Here is a 22,077-nt window from a genome sequence, read left to right on the forward strand (position 1 = left end):
TATTAAATCAGCCTATTTTTTTGACTGCCGATTGGTATTTCGTCAAGTCAAACGTTACGGAGTGATTGAATCCCCGTCGACTTTTAACAGAATTAATTACATTTGAAAACAGCAACAGCAACCCGGCAAACCAATTGAACGATTATCTTTTATTTATCGACACAGAAGCATCGGGCTTACCCATAAAATGGGATCAACCCTACAGCGCCGATGAAAACTGGCCCCATGTGTTGCAGGTGTCATGGCTTATTTACGATAAGCATAAACAAATCATTAAACAACAGGATCATTATATCAACGAAAATGGTGTTACAATAACACCTGCAGCTTCAAATATCCATGGCCTTACTCCGCAGTTTTTAACACTAAACGGCAAACCTATGGCCCAGGTATTGCAATTACTGGTTGCCGATGTACAGCAATATCAGCCTATGCTTACAGGCCATTTTATCCGGTTGGATTATTACCTGCTTGGCGCGGCCTTTTACCGCTCTGCAATGGAGAACCCGCTAAATAAACTGCCGGTTTTTTGCACTATGGTAGCCACCACTCAATTGATAAACAGACCGCTTACGCGCCATTTACGATTGGAAGAGTTGTACTATATGCTGTTTGGCAGCAATTTGCAAAACCAACATAATGCCCTGCATGACGCTGAGGCTACAGCAGCCTGCTTTTTTGAGTTGCGCCATCGTGGCGAAATATCTGATAAAAGTATCAGAGACCAAAACCGGGATTTTGAACAACAGCGTGACCCAACCAAAAAACAAAGCGGCTGCCTGATACCCGCGTTAGTGATCATATTATTAGTGGCTATCATCATTTACAGCTTATGAGCAACCGACTGGAATTTCTGAAAACTATTGCCCCCTTCAATGCCCTGCCGGTAGATGTATTGGAAGGCGTGGCCCAACAGCTACAGGAAATTAGCTATCAAAAAGATGCGGTGATTTATCAGCAGGATATCACCATGATGAAAGGCGTTGATATTATTGTTGAAGGCAGCTATGAATCTTTTTTTTATGATACTACAGGCAATAAACGCCTCATAGAGCACCATCAACCAGGCTTTTGTTATGGCGGCGTTTCGGTATTGTTAAACAGGCGACGCTCCTTACGCATGGTGGTAGCTAAAAAAGGGACAGTGGTTTATTTTTTGCATCGGCGAGATTTTCGCGTGCTATGCAAAACCTACGAAGATTTCTTCCTGCATTTTACTGCCGAGTTTGGCAAGCGGATGCAAAATGAAGAGTTTGTACACTTTTTTAAGCAACCGGCTTCCTTTGCCGAAAGCTATATAGCTTCTGAGCAATTATACTCGCGCCGTATTGAAAGTGTTGAGTACCGGCAGGTAGTTTCATGCGACGGGCAAACACCTGTATTTAAGGTAGCCCAACTGATGGCTGCGCAAAAAACCAGCTGCCTGTTTGTACTGGATGACAATCAAAAAATTGTTGGCTACGTAACCGACATTACACTTCGCGATAAAGTAATAGCCCAACAGCAGGATACCGGCGCAGCCGTAAGCTCGGTGATGGATGCCCCCATAGTAAGCATAGGCGCCGATGCCTTTGTTTACGAGGCCTTGCTGATGATGTTTCAAACCAAAACCCGTTACATTCTCATTCAAAAAGAGGGCGCGTATGTGGGCTTTATCAGTCGTAACAAACTGTTAAGCGAACAAGCCCAATCGCCATTGGTATTTATACAGTCTGTTAAGCTGGCTTTATCAACCGATGAATTGAAGCGCAAATGGCAAAGTGTACCGCAATTTGTAACCCAGTTGCTTGGCCGCGGTGTTAACGCCGAAATTGTAAACCAGATTATAACTACCATTGCCGATACCATTGCTCAAAAAGTAATTGAAAGTGTAATTACTCAAATTGGCCCGCCCCCCGCCAAGTTTGTGTTTATGGTGCTGGGCAGTGAAGGCCGTAAAGAACAAACCTTTAAAACCGACCAGGACAACGCCATTATTTATGAAGATAAGGCAAATGAGCACCGCGAAGAGGTACGCGCTTACTTCCTTGACCTGGCAACCCGTGTATCTACCGATTTAAACCACATTGGTTTTGTGTATTGCACCGGCGAATTCATGGCTCAAAACCCCAAGTGGACACATTCGCTATCACATTGGAAACGCAATTATGAGTACTGGATGGATGAATCGATCCCCGAAACGGTTATCAACTTCTCTACCTTTTTTGACTGCCGCGCCATTTATGGCGAAAGCGCTATTATGGATGAATTGCGGGAGTTTTTAGATAAACGGCTGCAGCATCCCTTAGACAAGCTATTTTTCCACATGGCAAAAAACGCGCTGCAATATGAGCCACCATTAACGTTTTTCAACAACATCCGCACCTTTAAAAAGGATAGCCGCGAGGTTTTTGATATCAAAAGAACCATGAGCCCCATTGTAGACCTGGTACGTGTGTACGCCCTCAAAAACCGTGTTTTTGAAGTAAACACCGGCGAACGTTTAAAGACCCTGAAGGCAAAAGGTATTTTTTCCGAATCGGAATACCATGAGCTCATCCAATCGTACTATTTTCTGATGAACTTGAGACTAAAAAAACAAACCGAGCAGATCATCCAGGACCATACCGAACCTGATAACTATATAGACATTTCCCAGCTTTCAAAAATTGAACGTGTTACCCTCAAGGAGATCTTCAAGATCATTGAAAACTTCCAATCAAAAATCAAGGTATCATTTACAGGGAGTTTGTTGAGTTGATGAACTGGTGGTAATTGGTATCTTCATTTGAGTTTTAATAAAAAAAATTTACTCCAGGCATTTAAGCTAAATTAAATCTCCCCGAAACTACTATACTTCGGAAGCTTTCAAGTAGCACTATATCTATATGACCATAGGCAGTTAGGATTGGTTATTCGCAAAAAAAGACACCACCCTGATACTCAACAGAAAATTCACAATAACAAAAAAAATAAACCTGTATCTTCGATCCTTTAAAAATGTTTGGCCTAAATTATGCACAGGAAATTATTGATAGTAGGGTTTATTTGCCTTTTGTGTATAAAAACGCTGATATTGCATGGGCAAACCATCACAGCCTCAAATGCCACAGGTACTATTACCGGTTGTGTGGGTTCTGTTTCTGCAAGTCCCAACCTGCAGCAAATTATTGTTAACGGTAGTGGTTTATCATCAAATATTACGGCAACCGCGCCCGCAAACTTTGAAGTATCATTAACAGCTGCCGGCACTTATGCCAATACCATTACCTTACCGCAAACAGGTGGAACCATTTACGTACGCTCTGCAGCTACCGCACCGGCAGGAAGCCCCTCGGGCAATGTAAGTTTTTCATCAGCAGGCGCAAACCTGCCCAAAGTACAGGTAACGGCTACTATAAAAGCGCTGCCTGTGGTTAACGTAGTAAGCGGCCAAACAGTAATTGGCGGTAATTTAACAACGCCTGTTAATTTTACCGGTACCGCGCCGGCTTACCAGTGGACCAACAGCAATCCCAGCATCGGCATTGGTGCCAACGGCTCTGGCAATATCCCCGCGTTTACCGCGATAAATACAGGCACCACTCCGGTAACTGCAAATTTTATAGTTACGCCGGTACCTGCCGGATTTATTTTTACGGGCAATGCAAACAGCAGTACAGTTTCGATGGTCAATACCGGTAATAATACTGTTACAGCAACAATACCCGTTGGCAAAGGCCCCTATGTTACATTGGTAAACCCTAACCAACGCGAGGTTTATGTGAGCTGCTTTTACCAAAATGAACTTGATATTTTAGATGCTTTAACAGGCAGCGTCATCACTAAAATTGCGGTAGGCAACAATCCGGAGTTTATGGCCATCAGTCCCGACGGGGATAGGTTGTATGTGTTAAATATCGGCGGGGCCAGCGTTTCGGTTATCAATACCGTAACCCACGTTTTAAGCGCTACCATACCCATCGGCCCTACGCCAGAATTGCTGGTTGTAAGTCCAGATGGAAGTCGTTTGTATGTGGTAACCTATGGCACCAACGGTTCTGGTCCTACATATGTTATTAATACAGCCACCAACGCGATAATTACCACGCTTACCCTCCCCCCCGCTCCCATAGGCATAACTGTTAATAAAAATGGTAGCCGGGTTTACGTTACACATGGTAACGGAATGAGCGTAATCAACGCCACCAACAACACCGTGATAACTGATATTCCTTTGGGTTCCTTCCCGCTGCAACCGGTTCTGAATGCCGATGATAGCCGGATATATGTCGCTAATGAACTATCAAACAATGTTTCCGTTATCAACACGGCCACCAACAGTGTAATTGTTACCATTCCCACCGGCAACTATAGCGCCGGCTGCGCACTATCGGCAGATGGGCAACTACTATACGCCGTTAACCGGGTATCACAGTCAGTAAGCGTAATCAGCACGGCCAGCAACACCGTGGTTAATACCATTCCGGTAAGTGGTTCACTGGATAACCCTGTAATAAGCCCCGATGGCACACGTTTATACATTACAGATGATGGCTCCAATGTTATCCATGTTATTAATACAGCCACCAACACGCGCATTACGGATATCCCGGTTGGCTTAAATCCGCTTATCACCGGCAATTCAATTAGCATAGGCAGCGGCTGTACTGGCAGCCCCATAGTATTTACCATTACAGTTAACCCGGCTGTACCTGTTATTACAGCATGGGGGAGCCCAAATGCTGTTGCCACTTCCTATGGTACGCCATCGGCCGCGGCAAGTTTTACGGTATCGGGCACCAACCTGTCGGCGGGTATCACCGTTACACCGCCGGCTGGTTTTGAGGTAAGTACAAACAATTTAGACTTTGGCAGCACCGTAACAGTTGGCGGCCCTAATATTACCGGCACCTTTACCATTTATATCCGGTTGGCTACGCAAACCAACGTTGGGATGTATAGCGGTAATATTGCATTAAGCAGCAATGGCGCTGCAAGTGTAAACGTAAATATGCCCATTAGCCAGGTATCCCCTGCTATTCTGAATCTTACCGGTACCTATAACAAATTGTATGGCGATGTTACGCCCGATTTTACACTTTATTACAATACGCCTAACTTCACTTTTAACCTGGCCGGCCTGCGCAACGGCAATACCTTTAAATCTGTCAAATTTGCCTTCGGCGATGGCGCCGCCAGCACCGACCCGACAGGTGTATATGCAGGCTCGGTAACGTTGTCTGACTTTGAAGGTGATAACGGTTTCCTGGCTGCTAACTATACGATTAACTATTTCCCGTTTGACCTTGTTGTACTGCCGGCTCCAATCACCATCACCACCGCAAATGTAAACAAGCCCTATGGCACCACATTAGCAGACCAGCCTGCTTCAACCAATTTTACCGTAACAGGTTTAAAGAATAACGAAACGATTGGCAATGTGAAGATAAGCTACGGATCCGGCGCTTTGGCATCAGCACCACCGGGTTTGTACCCTGGATCGGTTGTGCCATCGGGTGCTACGGGAGGCACCTTTTCGCCCGACAATTATAGTATCACTTACCAACCCGCCAACCTTACCGTTAATACCCCCCCGCCACCGGCTATAACCTATACAGATTTGCCATCGGCGCTTCAAACCGTTTATGGCACACCATCTGTAACTACGAGTATCCGGGTATCGGGTGCAAACCTTGCTACCGGCATCACCATAACCCCACCCACTGGGTTTGAGATCAGTACCGATAATAGCAACTTTGGCAGTAACATCACCCTTACACCCAATACCACTGGCACTGTAATAACAACAACAATTTATATCAGGCTATCGGCAATTACACCGGCAGGCAATTATGCGGGTAACCTGGCGTTAAACAGCCCCACTGCCGGCATCATTAACGTTCCGCTTAAAGGGACTGTGATTCCGGCACCGCTTACTATTGCAGCCAAACCGGCAATTAAAACTTATGGGGCTACACTCGTGGGCGGTGCCGGATCAACCGCGTTCACAACAACCGGTTTGCAAAAGGGCGAAACTGTTGGATCTGTTACTTTAACATACGGGTACGGCTCGGCAGCGGGCAACCCCATAGGAGTTTATAACGCCTCGTTGATTCCATCTGCCGCTACTGGTGGTAGTTTTAATGCTGCCAATTATACTATTACTTATAACCCGGCCGGCATTACTGTTAATCAAGCTTCACTCACCATAGCGGCCGACAATCTATCAAGGGCTTTTATAGCGCCAAATCCAACACTAACCGTAACATATGCCGGTTTTGTTAATAACGAAGGGCCGGAACAACTTACCGTGTTACCCACGGTGGCTACTACGGCTGTTCTCACCTCGCCGGCAGGACAGTACCCCATTACGGCCAGCGGTGCCCTCTCTGCCAATTATGTCATCAGCTATATAAACGGTACGCTAACTGTTTACGCGGCTCCGCAAAACATCAAAATACCCAATGCTTTTACACCCAATGGCGATGGTGTTAACGATTTGTGGAACATTAAAGACCTGCAATATTACCCCACCTGCACCGTGGAGGTTTATGCCCGTTACGGCCAACATTTGTACCATTCCCGTGGCTACAGCCAGGCATGGGATGGCACTTACAACAGCCAGCGGTTACCCGTTGGCACCTATTACTACATCATCAATTTAAATGATGGCACCTCAACCAAGCTTTCGGGCTATGTAGCTATTTTAAAATAGTTGTTAGTTGTGCAGCAAAAGCTACGCAAAGCATCCACATCCACCAAACCAAAAAACGCCGGTGGTTATTCAATATTAGTTGTTAGTTTGTACATTTATCTATTATGAGAAATTCACTGCTTTTAACCTGCAATCAAGCATCCCGCTTTATGCGGATGCAAGTCATTTTTTGTTTATTGCTGGCTTCGGCAATACAAGTACTGGCGCAAACAACAAAAGATATTCCGGTAATTGGCCGTTGGGACATTACAATTGATAAGGCGGGTAAAAGCCTGCCATCGTGGCTGGAGGTGCAAAAATCTGGTACTCATACGCTGATTGGCCGCTTTACCTATGCATTTGGCAGTGCCAGGCCCATTTCTGAAGTTAAGCCAGATGGCGGCAAATATAGCTTCTCTATTCCCCCGCAATGGGAAGAAGGTACCAGGAATATGGATTTTGAGGTTGAGGTTGTAAACGATAATCAGATAAAAGGCACTATGGTTTACACCGATGGCCTGACTTATAATTTTACCGGTGTACGTGCCCCCTTGCTTGCCAAAACCGCAACGCCTGTTTGGGGCAAACCTGTTAAATTATTTAATGGCAAAGACACCAAAGGCTGGCATACCGACGGCAAAAACCAATGGACGGTAGAAAACGGCATCCTGCGCAGCCTGCATTCGGGAGCCAACCTCATCACCGATAAAAAATTTACTGATTTTAAACTCCATATAGAGTTCAGGTATCAAAAAGGCAGCAACAGCGGCATTTACCTGCGTGGCCGATATGAGGTACAGGTAATTGACACCAAAACCGGCGCGCCGGAGCCTATCAACAACCAGTTTAGCGCCATTTACGGTTTTTTGCCGCCCAACAAAATGATGGCTAAAGATGCCGGCCAATGGCAAACCTATGATATTACACTGGTTGGCCGCTTAGTTACCATAGTGGCCAACGGCACTATGGTGATATGCAGGCAGGAAATTCCGGGTATTACCGGCGGTGCTATTGACAGCAAAGAAGGCGAGCCAGGCCCCATCCTGATACAGGGTGATCATGGGCCTATTGATTACAGGAATATCGTGATAACGCCGGCAAAATAAGGGGCAACGAAAGACTTACGAAGTTTTTAAAACTTCGTAAGTCTGGCCTCTAACGTCATGCCGAATTTATTTCGGCACCCCATATGCTAAGTTTACTTCATGCGAGTGAACTGTGCTGTGGGGTGCCGAAATAAATTCAGCATGACTTCTATTGTTTAGCTTGTCATCCCCTCGTTCACGTTTACACATCTCAATTAACCAAACCTTTTTTAAACTGGTTGGGGCTGATGCCTGTTTCTTTTTTAAATAGTCTTGAAAAATACGGCAGGTTTTCAAAGCCGAGTTCGTAGGCTATTTCTGAAACGCTTTGATCGTCGCCTTTCAACCTATTTTTGGCCTCGTTAACCAGGTAAATATGGATCAGGTCCATAGCGGTTTTGCCTGTTTCCTGTTTCAACATATCGGTAAGGTAGCGGGATGACAAGTTAAGCTGTGCTGCCAGCACGCTTACAGTAGGCAGCCCCTGGGTAAGCAGCAAACCGCTTTTAAAATAAGCCGCCAGCACATCATTAAATTTTGAAACCGTTTTACCCGAAAGCTCTGTACGGTTAATAAACTGGCGCTTGTAAAAACGCTGCGAGTATTTGAGCATCGAATCGATATGCGTAAGCATAATATCCCTGCTGTACTCATCGGTATTGCTGCGGTATTCGGTATCTATTTTATAAAAAAGATCCCACATAATTTCTTCTTCTCGTGGCGAAAGATGCAGGGCTTCGTTTGCCTCGTAATCAAAATACGCGTATTTAATGATCTCTGCGTGCAGGGGATGACCGTTTAAAAAATCTTCATGAATAAATATCATAAAGGCATCTTCTTCAAATTCTACACTTTTAAACTCAATGATTTGCCGGGGCTTAATAAACATCATGCTGCCATTATCATGATCGTACCTGGTACGACCGTACATGATAGTGCCCGATTTAAGCTTTTTAAAGCCGATCATATAAAAATCAGATGTAAACTCCCTACCGCCAAGGCTACAGGTATTAGTACATCTGTAAATACTGATCAGCGGGTTCTCGGGCATCGGGAAACCGTTTGCCCGGTGCATATCGGCTAAGTTTTTAAAATGCTGCATAATGATACAAGTTACACAAATCTACGCCGAAATACGGCGTAGATCATGTCAACAGATTATAATATATTATTTACCGTGGGCAGCAACCGCTACCTCGTTCCAGCTTGCCCATTCGGCAAAGCGGCCATCGTAATTTTGTTTAACCCATGGTTGGCCTTGTTTACCAAGTAAGAAACGCAACGGAGGATTTTCGGCGTCAATTAATTTCAATACAGCTGGGGTTGTAGCTTCCGGTACACCAAAGGCTTCGTCGGTTAAACCGGCCTGGAAAGCGGCGCGAACACCATCATACTCGGTCATCGCTACCGTTTGAGCGGCAGATGCACCGGCCCAATCAGTGGCAAAACCGTTTGGCTCAACCAGGGTAACTTTAATACCAAAGCCTTTTACTTCGGCGGCTAAAGTTTCGCTTAAACCTTCTACCGCAAATTTAGACGCGTTATATAAGCCCAGTACAGGCAGGGTAATAAGCCCCAATACGCTTGAAAGCTGGATGATATGGCCATGTCCCTGCTCGCGCATTACGGGCAATACCGCTTGTGATAGCCATAACAAACCAAAAAAGTTAGTTTCCATTTGGGCACGGGCTTCCTGCTCTGAGGTTTCCTCAACGGTGCCAAACAAGCCGTAACCGGCGTTATTGATCAGTACATCAATGCTGCCGAAGTGTTCTTTTGCTTTGGCTATGGCTGCAAAGTCGGCAGCGCGGTCGTTAACGTCCAATTGCAGGGGTAAAATATTGTTACCGTATTTGCTTACCAGGTCGTCAAGGCTGCTAAGGTCGCGGGCTGTAGCTACTACTTTATCGCCTCTTTGCAATAATGCTTCGGCCCATAATTTACCAAAGCCACGTGAGGCACCGGTAATAAAAATTGTTTTGCTCATTGTTTTAATTTTAAATGTTGAGACAAATTTAGGGCGACTATTACAGCTGGATTTATACAGAAGTAGGGAACACTGATACATTTTTACCTAAGTGTCGATAATTGGTAATAGCATTGTCATGATCGGCAAAAAGGCTGCTTAACGCAAGGCAACAGCCTACCAAGAAGGTTTATGTTGCAGGGCACTCCCCCGGCTTTGTAGGTTTGCCCGGCACAGTTTGGGATTGCTTCGTGCCTACCCATGACAAGTCCACATGTCATTGCGAGTTGTAAAATCGGGCGGACTCTGAAGGAGGGGATGACAACATCGCCCTCTTGTCATTGCGAGGAACCAAGCAATCTCGTCGCCATGCATATTCGCTCTGTATGGCTACGAGATTGCCACGCTGCGCTCGCAATGACATATTTTTATATTTGTCATGGGTAGGCACGAAGCAATCGCATGCTATACAGGGCGAATCTGCACAGTTCGCGATTGCTTCGTTCCTCGCAATGACATAGCTTTATATTGTAGTTCTACCTTCAGAATTTCAGGATTTCTACATATCCTTCTGTTCCGTTTACCCTAATCCGTTGTCCATCTTGAATCAATGCGGTCGCGTTTTCTACCCCAACAACGGCGGGTAAGCCATATTCACGGGCTATGACTGCGCCGTGGGTCATCAGGCCTCCAACTTCGGTTACCAGGCCTTTGATAGATACAAACAATGGCGTCCAGCTGGGGTCGGTAAATTTGGTTATTAATATATCGCCGTCCTCTATATTGGCATCTTCCATGTTCAAAATAACGCGTGCCCTTCCCTCTACAATTCCCGAAGAAACAGGAAGCCCTATAATAGCACCGGTCGGAAGGTTTTCCCGCTTGTATGCACCTGTAATAATTTCACCATCAGAGGTTATTACACGCGGAGGCGTTAGTTTTTCATTTAACTTGTGTTCGGTTTTTCGGGTGCGGATAAGCTGGTAATCCAGTTTTTTTGTGCGTACTTCACTGAATTCTTCAAATGTGAGATAGTATATATCCTCTTTTTCATGAATAACTCCAGCTTCCGCCAGGTGCGCGGCTTCCTTCAGTAAAGCCTGCTTATAAATAAAGTAACGATTAACCATACCATATTTTGGATATTCGCGGTAGCCTATAAAATTCCTGAGCAGGTCGATCTTCAGCTTTGTTTCTGCGGCTTTTTGCTCACCATCGGCCAGTAGCTTTAAACGATCTAATAATTCCTGTTCCTTTTTCAGGGCCTCCTGCAGCCCTTGCTCAAACTTTCTATTGCCAGCATTTGGTTCAAAGTTTTTGACGTTAGTAAGAATAACCGGGATCAACGTGGCCGGCTTTTCGCTCCACCGAGTTTTGGTAACATCTATCTCGCCGGCGCAACGCATTCCGTATTTATTAAGATAAGCAAGAAGGGTGTTCCGGATTTGGCACCCGCCATCAAATTGAGCCAGGCCATCTAAAAAGTTATCATCTTTCACCTGCTGCAAATAATCAATTATAGCGGGGTAAGGACGAATCATGTCTGCCACATCCAGCAGTGCCAGGCCCATTTGAGAAGTGATATTGTTTGGTACAGATTGCGAAAGCGTATCGGCCGCGTTTTTTTCACCTAACCACTCGTTCATTTTCTCGTTGATCCATGATGAAGCGTCAATTGCAGCCATGAACACAGCCGAACTTTGCGGATCAAACAAAAACTGCTTTAACAGCCCGATATCTTTCCTGATAAAATCAAACAGAGCAGTACCCGATTTACCTTGAATATTTTGTTTTAACCGCGCTACCGATTCTTCATTTCTCCCAATCAAAGCGGCAACTATCGCCGGGTTATTTTCAATTTGTTGCTGCGGAACTGACAACGGATTACTCTTAACAGAGCCTTGCTCCGTGCCTGCTTCTTGTTTTATGAAATCTTCACGTTCTACAATGGTTGTCAACGCGTCTTTTATCAGCGGGTCATGCTGCCCAATGGCATTTATAAACACCCTACTACCAGCTATTGAAGCCAATTGTGGGGTAACATCTACAAACAACCTGCCGCCTGCCGTAAACATGGGCCTAAAGGTGGTTAACTGCCATAATGATAAGCCTAAAGGCTTCATAGCATCCGTCATCATTTGTTGATGACCGACGGATATATAAACATGATTTTCCCGGTCGGTAGCCTCGGGGATAGGATATAAAGTAGTAATTGGCCTGCTTTGTACAATATAAAACATATTATCGGCCTGGCACCATTCAATATCCTGCGGGCAGCCAAAATGCGCTTCAATCTTTCGGCCTAAGCGCACAAGCTGTAAAATCTGATCGTCCGTGAGCACCTGGTTGTTTTGCCGTGCTGGCTCAATTTCATATTCTTTGGTGCCGCCATCTTTTAAGGCATAAATAGCCAGTTTCTTGGCAGATATCTTCTTATCTATAATCTTCCCCTCACAAACTTGATAATTATCGACATCTACAAGTCCCGAAACCAGCGCTTCACCAAGTCCAAAACTGGCATCAATGGATACTACTTTCCTATTTGAGTTAACCGGGTGTGCCGTAAACATAATACCGGCTGCATCCGGAAAAACCATTTTCTGGATCACAACCGATAGATAGACCTTGTTATGATCAAATCCATTTTGCAAACGGTAAATTACTACCCTATCAGTAAACAGCGAGGCCCAGCACTTGCTAATAGCTTTCAGGATAGCCTTTTTGCCAATGATGTTCAGATAGGTGTCCTGCTGCCCGGCAAAAGAAGCTGTCGGCAAATCTTCGGCTGTAGCGCTGGAGCGTACCGCATAAGCACCATTTCCACCCAATTGTTCCAGATGTAGGGTAATCTCATTATCGATGGCCTCGGGGATAGCTATTTCTTCAATCACCTTTCGAATTTTTGAGCTCATTTCAGCAATAGCTTTCCTATCCCCTGCTTTTAAAATGCTTAACTGATTTAGCAATGAATTATACGCTGCGCTATTTTCAATCACTTCTTTATAAGCCTGTGTGGTAACGCAAAAACCCTGGGGCACTTGCAGCCCTTCAATCCCGGTTAGTTCTCCAAGGTTGGCACCTTTGCCCCCAACCATTGCCAGTTTTGTTTTGTCGATTTCCTGAAAACCAAGTATGTAAGGCTTCATATTTCCCCCGTTTTTGATATACGTATGGTCAAATATATTCATGGTTTTAGAGCCAAAACCAGTTTTTGAACTATATTTTTTCAGGCGAACTATATCTTCATTTTTTGCGTTTACCAATTATATTCTCTCATTTAATCGGAAGGGTTTAAACAAGGTCGCCACCGGTAAGCCTGTTGCATCACAGCTTTAAATACAATCAAATTTGGAGTGTAATGGAATGAAAATCCTTAAAAGCCATTTAAAAACGGTTTTGTAAAATATTATAGTGCAATAGATACGTCATTGCTTCGTAGTCCCCCTATCCATGACGTATTGGATATTTACACAAACATTGGCTTTGAACGCTGGTTAAGACTCACCCGGTCTACGCTTCGCTGGACCACCCTCTCTCCGGCTGCGCCGCAAAGAGGGTAGGGAAAACAAAAATCTTTTTAGCCCCTCTATGCGACGCAGTCGGAGAGAGGGGCAGACGGGCGGAGCCTCGTCGGGGTGAGTCGTCTGCGCCCGGTTTACCTCATGCTTTCCTTCAGAGTCTGCGAATTTTAAAACTCGCTATGACAATCCTTTTTATCCATTTTTAAACAGGCTCTTAGTGTTCGAACAATCTTTTCTATTACCTGCAAACGCATCTAATTGGGTTAACATAACTTAACATATTTCAGATACAATACCACACAAGTACTTAATAACCAATACTTTAATTTTTCACAAGGTTAACACTAAACTGATGTATTGCACAATTTAAGTGTGTCCAAATATTTGTGCCTGTTGTTGGTCAATAAAAACAAAGTATCGTTTGATGCTTATATCTTCCCCACGCCATAAGCTTATCGCCGTTAACTATTTAGATGCCTTTGCCCTAAGTATACCAGTTAAACTTTTTTAATATAATAGAAATATTGGCGATATTGTTCCCGGTAAACCCACTGAGCTTATAAACCACATTAACATTTTTTAATGCATATTACCCCGGAAGGCGATTGTAATGAAAAGGAATTATTGCGTCTTTTTCAAAAAGGCGATGAAACTGCTTTTAACGCGATATATGTGTTATATAGTAAACAGCTGTTTCGTAAGATACTTCATATGGTTAATGATGAGCATACCGCTAAAGAGCTCCTCCAGGATCTATTTATGAAAATATGGGAGAATCGTAAGCATATAGATCCCGCAAAGTCATTCAAATCTTACCTGTATACAATTGGTGTCAATCTTGTTTATGATCATTTTCGTAAAGCCGGCAGGGATAAACAGCTGGCATCTCAGTTATTGTTGATGGCTGTTGATCAATATACCCATATTGAAGAAGCCATTGTTAATAAAGACAACATGAACCTGATCAGGAACGCCGTGAATAAGCTTTCGCCCCAGCGCAAAAAAGTATTTATTTTATGTAAGCTTGAAGGGAAAAGTTATGAAGAGGTGAGCCAGGAATTGCATATCTCTACCTCCACCATTCATGATCATATGGTAAAAGCCAATTATGCCGTTAGGAATTACCTGAATAGCCACCCCGACCTCGTTGCTTATTCACTTGCGGCCATGATCTTCCTATATTAAATACCCCAAAAGAACTTTTCCTGCTATAGTTTTACTTTTTTGAATTATTTTCAATTCAGAGCAGACATCATTTTTTTCTGTAGCGTATTAGTAAAAAAGAGGTGTTTTGAAAAACAAAGAACAAACAGATATTTTAATTAAAAAATTTCTGAACAGGCAATGTACTGTTGATGAGATCAATATTTTAATGCAGGCATTTGGGCAGCCCCAAAATGAAGAAGCATTAAAGGCTGCCATCCTAAATTATTTTGAAGCGGCCACCGAGGCAGAAACCGAAATTAAACCAGATGCTGAAGCCGCAGTACAGGAAGTTCACTATAATCTTATTAATCAAATAAGGAAAGATACTGCTGTTAGCAAGTCCCGCTATGGGCTAATGTGGTCAAAAGTTGCCGCCGCTGCCGCCATTTTAATTTTTATATCGGCAGGTGTTTATTTCTATCTAAAAAAGGACGCTATAAAACCTCTGCCCAATCAAATGGCAGCAAAGCAACTTCAAAATGATGTATTGCCAGGCAGTAATAAAGCAGTACTGACTTTGGGCAATGGTAAAAAAATTGAGTTAAATGACGTCAAAAATGGAATTATAGCCCGGCAGAACGGGACAGCTACTATCAAAACAAAAAGCGGACAACTTATTAATAAGATTGAGCGCGGAGATAAATTAGCTGATGATCTGAAGGTAAGTTATAATACGATCACTACCGCCCGTGGGGGCCAATACCAGGTTATATTACCCGATGGCAGTAAAGTTTGGTTAAACGCTGCCTCATCCTTAAAATACCCAACAGCGTTTAGAGGTGCCGAAAGAAATGTGGAGCTAACTGGCGAAGCGTATTTTGAGGTTGCGAAAAATGCAGCTATGCCATTTTATGTTAAATCGGCGGGGCAAACGGTGAAGGTATTAGGCACCCATTTTAACATCAACGCTTATGAGGACGAGCGGGTTATTAAAACAACGTTACTGGAAGGCAGCATCCAGATTGCGTATCAGCAAGCAAAGGCTTTGATTAAACCAGGTGAAACTGCCCGCATCACTTTAGGATTGGCAAACAAAATTACGGTAGACGAAGATTTGGATACCGGCGACGCAGTGGCATGGAAAGATGGTTATTTTCAGTTTAATCATTCTGATATTCAAACAGTAATGCGGCAAATATCGCGCTGGTATGACGTAACCGTGATTTACAAGGGTACGATATCATCAAAAGATTTTGGAGGTGCCATTCAACGCAACCTTAGCTTATCACAAGTATTACACATCCTTGAAAAAAGTCAGTTACACTTTATCATCAACGGAAAGGAGGTGGTTGTTATGCAATAAATTCTATATAACATAATAAACCATCCGAAAAAAAACCGGAAGCGTTGGCGCGCTCCCGGCTACTAAGTCCGGATTGGTTTAAACAAAATTCTTTTGCAATTCAATTATTTTTTCACTCCAAACTATTCAAATGTAATGAATTTTATTACTTGTCGTATTTCCGGCAGATTGTCTCCTGCGCTTTATAAAGCCAGGAATACCGGAAACAAATACTATCAAACCTGGCGGATCATGAAGCTGACCTTAATTTTATTAACTATTGCATTTATGCATGTACATGCCAGTAGTTATTCGCAAACAGTAACCTACTCGGGCCGCAATGTGGCTTTAGAAAAGGTGTTTAAATCTATACGAAAGCAAACCGGTTACGTGTTTTTTTATAGTTATGATCTGATGCAAAAAGCCAGGCCTATAAACCTTAATATTAAGAATATGCCATTGGAGCAGGCTTTAAAAGATTGCTTTGCGGGCCAGTCTTTAGATTATACTATCGAGAACAAAACCATCGTAATTTCGGCTGCAAAAGACCAGGTAAGTACCCCGGTTTCACCAGTAAGGATAACGGGGAAGGTAACAGATACCACCGGAGCCCCTTTACCCGCGGCCACCATAGCAATTAAAGGCAAGGCAGGCGTAATGGTTACCGGGGTTGACGGAACTTTTGCCATAGATGCCCAGGTGGGCGATGTACTGGTGATTTCTTACATCGGCCTTACCCCAAAACAAATTACAATTACCGCGGGTACGCCTTATTTAAACATTGTTTTAAGCCCGCAAACGGGTAAACTGGGCGAGGTTGTTGTAATTGGTTATGGTACGCAAAACAAAAAAGACCTGAGTACAGCGGTAGCAACCGTAGGTTCAAAAGCGCTGGGCAGGCAGGTTGTGAGCAGTTTTGAAAATGCTTTGCAGGGCCAGGCACCGGGCGTACAGGTTAGCAATCCAACCGGGCAACCGGGTTCGGCAATTAATATCAGCATCAGGGGCAAAAATTCTTTAAGCCTGAGTACTTCGCCTTTATATGTGATAGATGGAGTACCCGTACAACCCGGATATGACGAAGAATTAGGAATTGGCAATCAGCGCCCTAACCCTTTGAGCACACTGGCTACCAGTGATATTGAATCTATTGATGTTTTGAAGGATGGCGCCGCGGCGGCCATCTACGGCTCCCGCGCGTCAAATGGTGTGGTAGTGGTAACCACAAAAAGGGGTAAAGCCGGCAAGCCACAGGTAGATTTTAACATGTATTACGGTCAGCAAAAACTGGTTAAAAAGATCAAATTATTGAATGGGAAACAATTCGCTTCTGTTTTTAACCAATCATTAGTTAATGCCGGCGAAGATCCCGCTTATGACGTAGATACGGTAACCACCAATACCAACTGGCAGGATTTGCTTTATCATGACGCGCCCATCAGAAACTATCAACTGAGCGTACAGGGCGGTAACGATAAAACAAAATATTATATATCAGGTGCTTATTTTAACCAGGACGGGATCATCCGTAACTCGGGCTTTGAACGTTATTCTGTAAAGATCAACCTTGACCAGCAGGTAACCGACAAATTTAAAATAGGAACGAGCTTAAGTTTAGCCAATACCAAAAACAACCGCAGCACACGGTCAGAGATGCAGTTGAACAACTCGGGCGTGGTATTGGGGGCGCTGGAACAAATACCAACGCTGGCTATTTATAATGCCGATGGTACTTATGCCCTGAACCCTTTTTCGCAATCAGATAACCCTTACGGGGATAATCAAACCACCCATAACATTATAAAACTAAACCAGATTTTTGGTAACATGTACGGCGAATATAATATTCTTAAAAACCTTACTTTCCGTTCATCAATAGGTATTGATTACAGGGCGCAGATAGAAAACCAGTTTATTGACAGGGAAAATCCGGGTTTTGAAAACGCCCCCTCGGCCAGCAGGGGTAGCGCGGCCACCGGAACCAATACCGGCACCATTTGGTTATGGGAAAATACACTTACCTATAAAACCACATTTAAAAACGACCATAACCTGACCTTATTGGCCGGTCAATCGGCACAAAATTCAGAACTGTTTACTTCAAGTGCCGCCGGTTATGGTTTTCCGTCAAACGCGGTACCTTATTTATATGCTGCCAGTATTAAACAAAGTATTTCCAGTTATGAAGAGCAATGGGGATTGGTGAGCTATTTTTTAAGGGCAAATTATAATTACAAAGACAGGTATTATGCATCGGCCAGTATGCGTGCCGATGGATCAAGCCGTTTTGCAGCCAATAACCGTTACGGTTATTTCCCCGCGATTTCCGCGGCCTGGCGAATTTCGCAGGAACCTTTTTTCAACAAAAACAGCATCATATCCGAACTGAAACTCAGGGGCAGTTTTGGTGCCAATGGCAACCAGAACGTAGGGGTGTATGACCGTTACAGCACTTATGGAACAGGATATAATTACAGCAATTATACGGGCGATGGCTCTGTGGCGGGTGGCATAGCTGCTCAACGTATAGGCAACGATAAATTAAGATGGGAAACAACCTACCAATATGACGCGGGGTTTGATATGGATTTGTTTAATAGCCGGGTAAATATTACAGCCGATGTGTATTTGAAACGAACCAAAGATTTGCTGACAGAGGTGCCACTTTCCATCAGTTCAGGGGCCGAGGTTACAACCATTGTTCAAAACTTGGGCCAGGTGCAAAACAAAGGTTTTGAACTGGGCATCAATACCGTCAATATCCGCTCATCAAATGGCTTTAGCTGGAGTACGCAGTTCAATTTTAGCCTTAACCGCAACAAAGTGCTTGATTTGGGGAAATTAGTGGATGAGAACGGAAAAACTGTGGATAGACAGATCATAGGAGACTACTCCATTAGTGAAAAAGGCCAGCCTTTGGGTGCGTTTTATGGCTACGTGGTTAAAGGAATCTTCCAGACACCCCAGGAAGTGGCAGCAGCCCCAACCCAGCCCAATGCTGCTGCCGGCGATCTGCGCTTTGAGGATTTGAATAATGATGGCGTCATTGATGCAAAGGACCGTAAGGTTATTGGCGACCCGAACCCCAAATTCATCAGTGGTATTACCAACACATTTAGTTATAAAGGTGTCGATCTGAGTTTCCTTTTCCAGGGTAGCTTTGGCAACCAGATATACAATCAAAACCGTACCCTGTTAGAGAATATGGTGAACCCGTTTAATCAATCTGTTGATGTATTGAACAGTTGGACCCACGCCGGGCAAAAAACCAATCTGCCACGTGAAGTTTATGGCGATCCGAATGGTAACAGCAGTTTTTCTACCCAATACCTGGAAAGTGGTACTTACGTGCGATTGAAAAACTTAACCCTTGGTTATACTTTTCCGGTAAACCTGGTAAAAAAAGTAGGGATTTCTTCCTTACGGATCTTTGCTACGGGGCAAAATATATTAACGTTTACTAAATACAAAGGCTATGATCCTGAAGTAAATGCCGATCCGCTATCCAACACGGGCTTTGGCAGGGATTATGGTGTTTATCCGCCTGCCAAGACCTATACACTGGGTATCAATGTTCAATTTTAATTCATGACTAAATAGCTTAAATCATATGAAACGATATATTAATCAATTCCTTTTTGTACTGGCTATCCTGCTTTGCAGCACGATGTCATGTAAAAAAGTGCTTGACAAACCACCATTGACCGCCATTACTGCCGATAATTATTTCAAAAATGGCGATGACGCAGAATCGGCCATTACAGGCTGCTATGATGCTTTACAGGACGATGGCTATTACGGCTCTGTATTGAACCTGTTGGGCGAAATGCCTTCTGACGATGTTAGCTCGGCTAATGCTGATGTGTTCGCGCTCGATAAAATTCAGTGGACCGCCACAACCAGCCAACCAGGCAGGCTTTTTCAAAACGCTTTTAAGGGTATTAACAGGGCCAATTCGGTAATTAAATATGTGCCATCTATCACAACGGGTATTACTACCCAAAGACGTGGCCAGATATTAGGCGAAGCTTATTTTTTAAGGGCGCTGCATTATTTTAACCTGGTAAAATGTTTTGGTGGTGTGCCATTGCATTTAGTACCTACAGAAACAGAAAGCCAATCGGCTATGGCCCGTTCAACAACCGGCCAGGTTTATATACAAATTGAAAGTGACCTTACCTTAGCGGAAGGTTTGCTGCCCGAAAGTTTTGGCAATACAGGTATCGACCGCACAAGAGCTACCAAAGGCGCGGTGAACGCCCTACAGGCTAAAGTTTACTTGTATGAGCGCAAATGGCAACTATGTATCAGCGCTGCCGGTAAAGTGATGAGCAATGCAAACTATGGAACAAGTTTAAACACCTCTTTTAATGACCTGCTGCCTTTCAAAAATCACCAGGAATCCATATTTGAGGTGCAATATGCCGGCTCTGATGATGGTGGGTTTACCCTGCCCGACCTTGTTTTGCCCTCCCCTCCCGCCTCCTATTCTTTTCCTAAATACAATATACCAACAGACAACCTGATGAACGCGGTAGATAAGGTTAATGACGAAAGGTGGAAAAACAGGGGAACAGTGGAAGGTGGTATCAGCTATACCAGCGCTATACTTGGAACGGGAGATGGTAATGACGGGGGCTGGTTTGTATACAAATGGCGTAACACCAACTTTTTTGCCAGTAATGATAACTATCCGCTGCTAACGCTGGATGATGTTTACCTGATGTTTGCAGAAGCATCGAACGAGCTAAATGGACCTACAGCCGACGGCCTTGCCCGGCTTAATGCCATACGGGTGAGGGCTGGAATTGGTGAAACATCGCTTGCTATATTGGCCAGCAAAAACCTTTTCAGGGACGAGGTAGACCAGCAACGCAGATTTGAAATGGCTTTTCAGGGCGATAGGTGGTTTGACCTGGTGAGGTACAGCAACCAAATGATAGCCGATCCTTCGGCTGTGCATAAAGTATCGGCAATGGACATCATCAAACTACAAAGAGGTACGGCTAATGCCAATTATTTATTGTACCCGCTTCCTCTGGATGAATTAAATTCAAACCCATTAGCAAAACAAAACCCCGGCTTTTAAACAGCATATATCGGACTACAGGAAGGAGGAGGTAATGCACCTCCTCTTTTTTTGAGATGAAATTTTTAATTTGAAAATAATGATACTCTTAAAAAACATAATCAAGGTAACCATCATGATCACGGCTTTTCAAGTATCCGCATATGGACAAAATGCCACTGATACTACAAAGAACAATGTGGCAGCAACTATAAATAAAGAACAAAAAGAAGAGGATTATCAATTGCATAACGACTGGCCCAATCTTAAATATTACCAGGAGGATAATAAAAAACTGGTGAGCACTAAAAAGGATTTGGTATTGCTGATCGGCGATTCTATTACAGAACTTTGGGACGAACTTGACCCTCTCTTTTTCGATGCAAATAAAAACTATGTCAATAGAGGAATAAGCGGTCAAACAACCCCACAGATGCTGCTACGCTTCAGGCAGGACGTTATCAATCTTAAACCCAAAATGGTAGTGATATTAGGTGGTACCAACGATATAGCAGGAAATACCGGGCAGGCTACTATAAATGAAATATTTGGCAACCTGGTATCCATGGTGCAGCTGGCAAAGGCAAATCATATAAAACCTGTGATTTGTTCAATACTTCCGACAATTGAATACCCATGGAAAACGGGCCAGGAACCTGCCGGTAAAATTGCCAATCTTAATCATCAACTAAAAGCGTACGCTGCTGCTCATCAAATAACCTATCTTGATTATTATAATGCTATGAAGAACAACGAAGGTGGATTAAAAAAGAACCTGACCAAAGATGGTGTTCATCCTAATATTGCCGGGTATAAAATAATGGAACCCTTATTACAAAGTGCCATAAGTAACAGAAAAAATTAAGGTATCGGAGAAGTTTCATATGAAGGAGTTTTAAAAAAACTATCATTGCGAGTGGTAAAAGCCGCGAACTCTGAAGATAGAATGACAATATAAAGCTATGTCATTGCGAGGTACGAAGCAATCGCGAACTGTGCAGATTCGCCCTGTATAGCATGAGATTGCTTCGTGTCTACCCATGACATGTTGTAGATCCCAAACTTACGAAGTTTTTAAAACTTCGTAAGTTTTTCGCCGGTTTGTCATTCCACCTTCAGAATTTCGCAAAATTTTACAACTCAGGATGACAGGTGTTTTTTAAACACATCATGGATAGGAACGAAGGATCTGTTTTTGTCGTTCCTCCCCGCAATTGTTATTTGTCGCAAGTACACCCCTAAAATGTCTGGAATAAGCCTAACACGTTCTTGTGTTTTGGCGTTATTTTTGATT

General features: G+C 43.7%; 12 protein-coding genes. 9 read left to right on the forward strand and 3 right to left on the reverse strand.

The window, feature by feature from the left end; translation table 11 throughout:
• Nucleotides 1–134 precede the first annotated feature (134 nt).
• The 4 genes from FHS10_RS03500 (at nt 135) to FHS10_RS03515 (ending at nt 7,761) form a co-directional block, all read left to right on the forward strand.
• A complete protein-coding gene (locus tag FHS10_RS03500; RefSeq protein WP_259087661.1) occupies nt 135–836 on the forward strand; it encodes a 3'-5' exonuclease in 702 nt (233 codons plus the stop codon).
• Nucleotides 833–2,740, forward strand: coding sequence for a DUF294 nucleotidyltransferase-like domain-containing protein (locus FHS10_RS03505; RefSeq protein ID WP_259087662.1), 1,908 nt, complete (start codon nt 833–835; stop codon nt 2,738–2,740). Before FHS10_RS03500 ends, FHS10_RS03505 begins: the two co-directional genes overlap by 4 nt.
• Nucleotides 2,741–2,995: 255 nt before the next feature.
• Nucleotides 2,996–6,676, forward strand: coding sequence for a T9SS type B sorting domain-containing protein (locus FHS10_RS03510; protein WP_259087663.1), 3,681 nt, complete (start codon nt 2,996–2,998; stop codon nt 6,674–6,676).
• Nucleotides 6,677–6,780: 104 nt separating this feature from the next.
• Complete coding sequence (locus tag FHS10_RS03515) at nt 6,781–7,761, forward strand: 3-keto-disaccharide hydrolase (protein ID WP_259087664.1); 981 nt, start codon at nt 6,781–6,783, stop codon at nt 7,759–7,761.
• Nucleotides 7,762–7,951: 190 nt separating this feature from the next.
• Here FHS10_RS03515 and FHS10_RS03520 read toward each other — a convergent pair whose 3' ends face one another.
• The 3 genes from FHS10_RS03520 to ppsA all read right to left on the reverse strand — a co-directional run bounded on the left by FHS10_RS03520 (nt 7,952) and on the right by ppsA (nt 12,852).
• On the reverse strand, nt 7,952–8,842 hold the full coding sequence (locus FHS10_RS03520) for a helix-turn-helix domain-containing protein (protein WP_259087665.1): 891 nt from the start codon (nt 8,840–8,842) through the stop codon (nt 7,952–7,954).
• Nucleotides 8,843–8,908: 66 nt separating this feature from the next.
• The gene (locus tag FHS10_RS03525) at nt 8,909–9,727 is read right to left on the reverse strand and encodes an SDR family NAD(P)-dependent oxidoreductase (protein ID WP_259087666.1); all 819 of its coding nucleotides are present in this window, start codon (nt 9,725–9,727) and stop codon (nt 8,909–8,911) included.
• 521 nt (nt 9,728–10,248) lie between these two features.
• Nucleotides 10,249–12,852 carry a phosphoenolpyruvate synthase gene (gene ppsA / locus FHS10_RS03530; protein ID WP_259087667.1) on the reverse strand — a complete coding sequence of 868 codons (2,604 nt, stop codon included), beginning with the start codon at nt 12,850–12,852 and terminating at the stop codon, nt 10,249–10,251.
• A 957-nt stretch (nt 12,853–13,809) separates the two neighbouring features.
• On the opposite strand from ppsA, the gene FHS10_RS03535 reads away from it, so the two are divergent.
• The 5 genes from FHS10_RS03535 (at nt 13,810) to FHS10_RS03555 (ending at nt 21,648) form a co-directional block, all read left to right on the forward strand.
• Nucleotides 13,810–14,412 (forward strand): RNA polymerase sigma factor, encoded by a 603-nt coding sequence (locus FHS10_RS03535; protein WP_259087668.1) that lies wholly within the window; start codon nt 13,810–13,812, stop codon nt 14,410–14,412.
• A 106-nt stretch (nt 14,413–14,518) separates the two neighbouring features.
• The gene (locus FHS10_RS03540) at nt 14,519–15,736 is read left to right on the forward strand and encodes a FecR family protein (RefSeq protein WP_259087669.1); all 1,218 of its coding nucleotides are present in this window, start codon (nt 14,519–14,521) and stop codon (nt 15,734–15,736) included.
• A gap of 231 nt (nt 15,737–15,967) precedes the next feature.
• Nucleotides 15,968–19,300: a TonB-dependent receptor gene (locus FHS10_RS03545; RefSeq protein ID WP_259087670.1), complete on the forward strand. Its 3,333-nt coding sequence runs from the start codon at nt 15,968–15,970 to the stop codon at nt 19,298–19,300.
• A 25-nt stretch (nt 19,301–19,325) separates the two neighbouring features.
• A complete protein-coding gene (locus FHS10_RS03550) occupies nt 19,326–20,804 on the forward strand; it encodes a RagB/SusD family nutrient uptake outer membrane protein (RefSeq protein ID WP_259087671.1) in 1,479 nt (492 codons plus the stop codon).
• 79 nt (nt 20,805–20,883) lie between these two features.
• Nucleotides 20,884–21,648 carry an SGNH/GDSL hydrolase family protein gene (locus tag FHS10_RS03555; protein WP_259087672.1) on the forward strand — a complete coding sequence of 255 codons (765 nt, stop codon included), beginning with the start codon at nt 20,884–20,886 and terminating at the stop codon, nt 21,646–21,648.
• The last annotated feature ends 429 nt before the right edge of the window (nt 21,649–22,077 follow it).

It is taken from the genome of Mucilaginibacter dorajii (assembly GCF_024808255.1).
GTDB lineage: Bacteria > Bacteroidota > Bacteroidia > Sphingobacteriales > Sphingobacteriaceae > Mucilaginibacter > Mucilaginibacter dorajii.

Bases quoted from the DNA above. Each gene is read 5' to 3' on its own strand.
- FHS10_RS03520 (WP_259087665.1), bottom strand. From the start codon at position 8,842: ATGCAGCATTTTAAAAACTTAGCCGATATGCACCGGGCAAACGGTTTC.
- FHS10_RS03535 (WP_259087668.1), top strand. From the start codon at position 13,810: ATGCATATTACCCCGGAAGGCGATTGTAATGAAAAGGAATTATTGCGT.
- FHS10_RS03550 (WP_259087671.1), top strand. From the start codon at position 19,326: ATGAAACGATATATTAATCAATTCCTTTTTGTACTGGCTATCCTGCTT.
- FHS10_RS03545 (WP_259087670.1), top strand. From the start codon at position 15,968: ATGAAGCTGACCTTAATTTTATTAACTATTGCATTTATGCATGTACAT.
- ppsA (WP_259087667.1), bottom strand. From the start codon at position 12,852: ATGAAGCCTTACATACTTGGTTTTCAGGAAATCGACAAAACAAAACTG.
- FHS10_RS03555 (WP_259087672.1), top strand. From the start codon at position 20,884: ATGATACTCTTAAAAAACATAATCAAGGTAACCATCATGATCACGGCT.
- FHS10_RS03515 (WP_259087664.1), top strand. From the start codon at position 6,781: ATGAGAAATTCACTGCTTTTAACCTGCAATCAAGCATCCCGCTTTATG.
- FHS10_RS03510 (WP_259087663.1), top strand. From the start codon at position 2,996: ATGCACAGGAAATTATTGATAGTAGGGTTTATTTGCCTTTTGTGTATA.
- FHS10_RS03505 (WP_259087662.1), top strand. From the start codon at position 833: ATGAGCAACCGACTGGAATTTCTGAAAACTATTGCCCCCTTCAATGCC.
- FHS10_RS03525 (WP_259087666.1), bottom strand. From the start codon at position 9,727: ATGAGCAAAACAATTTTTATTACCGGTGCCTCACGTGGCTTTGGTAAA.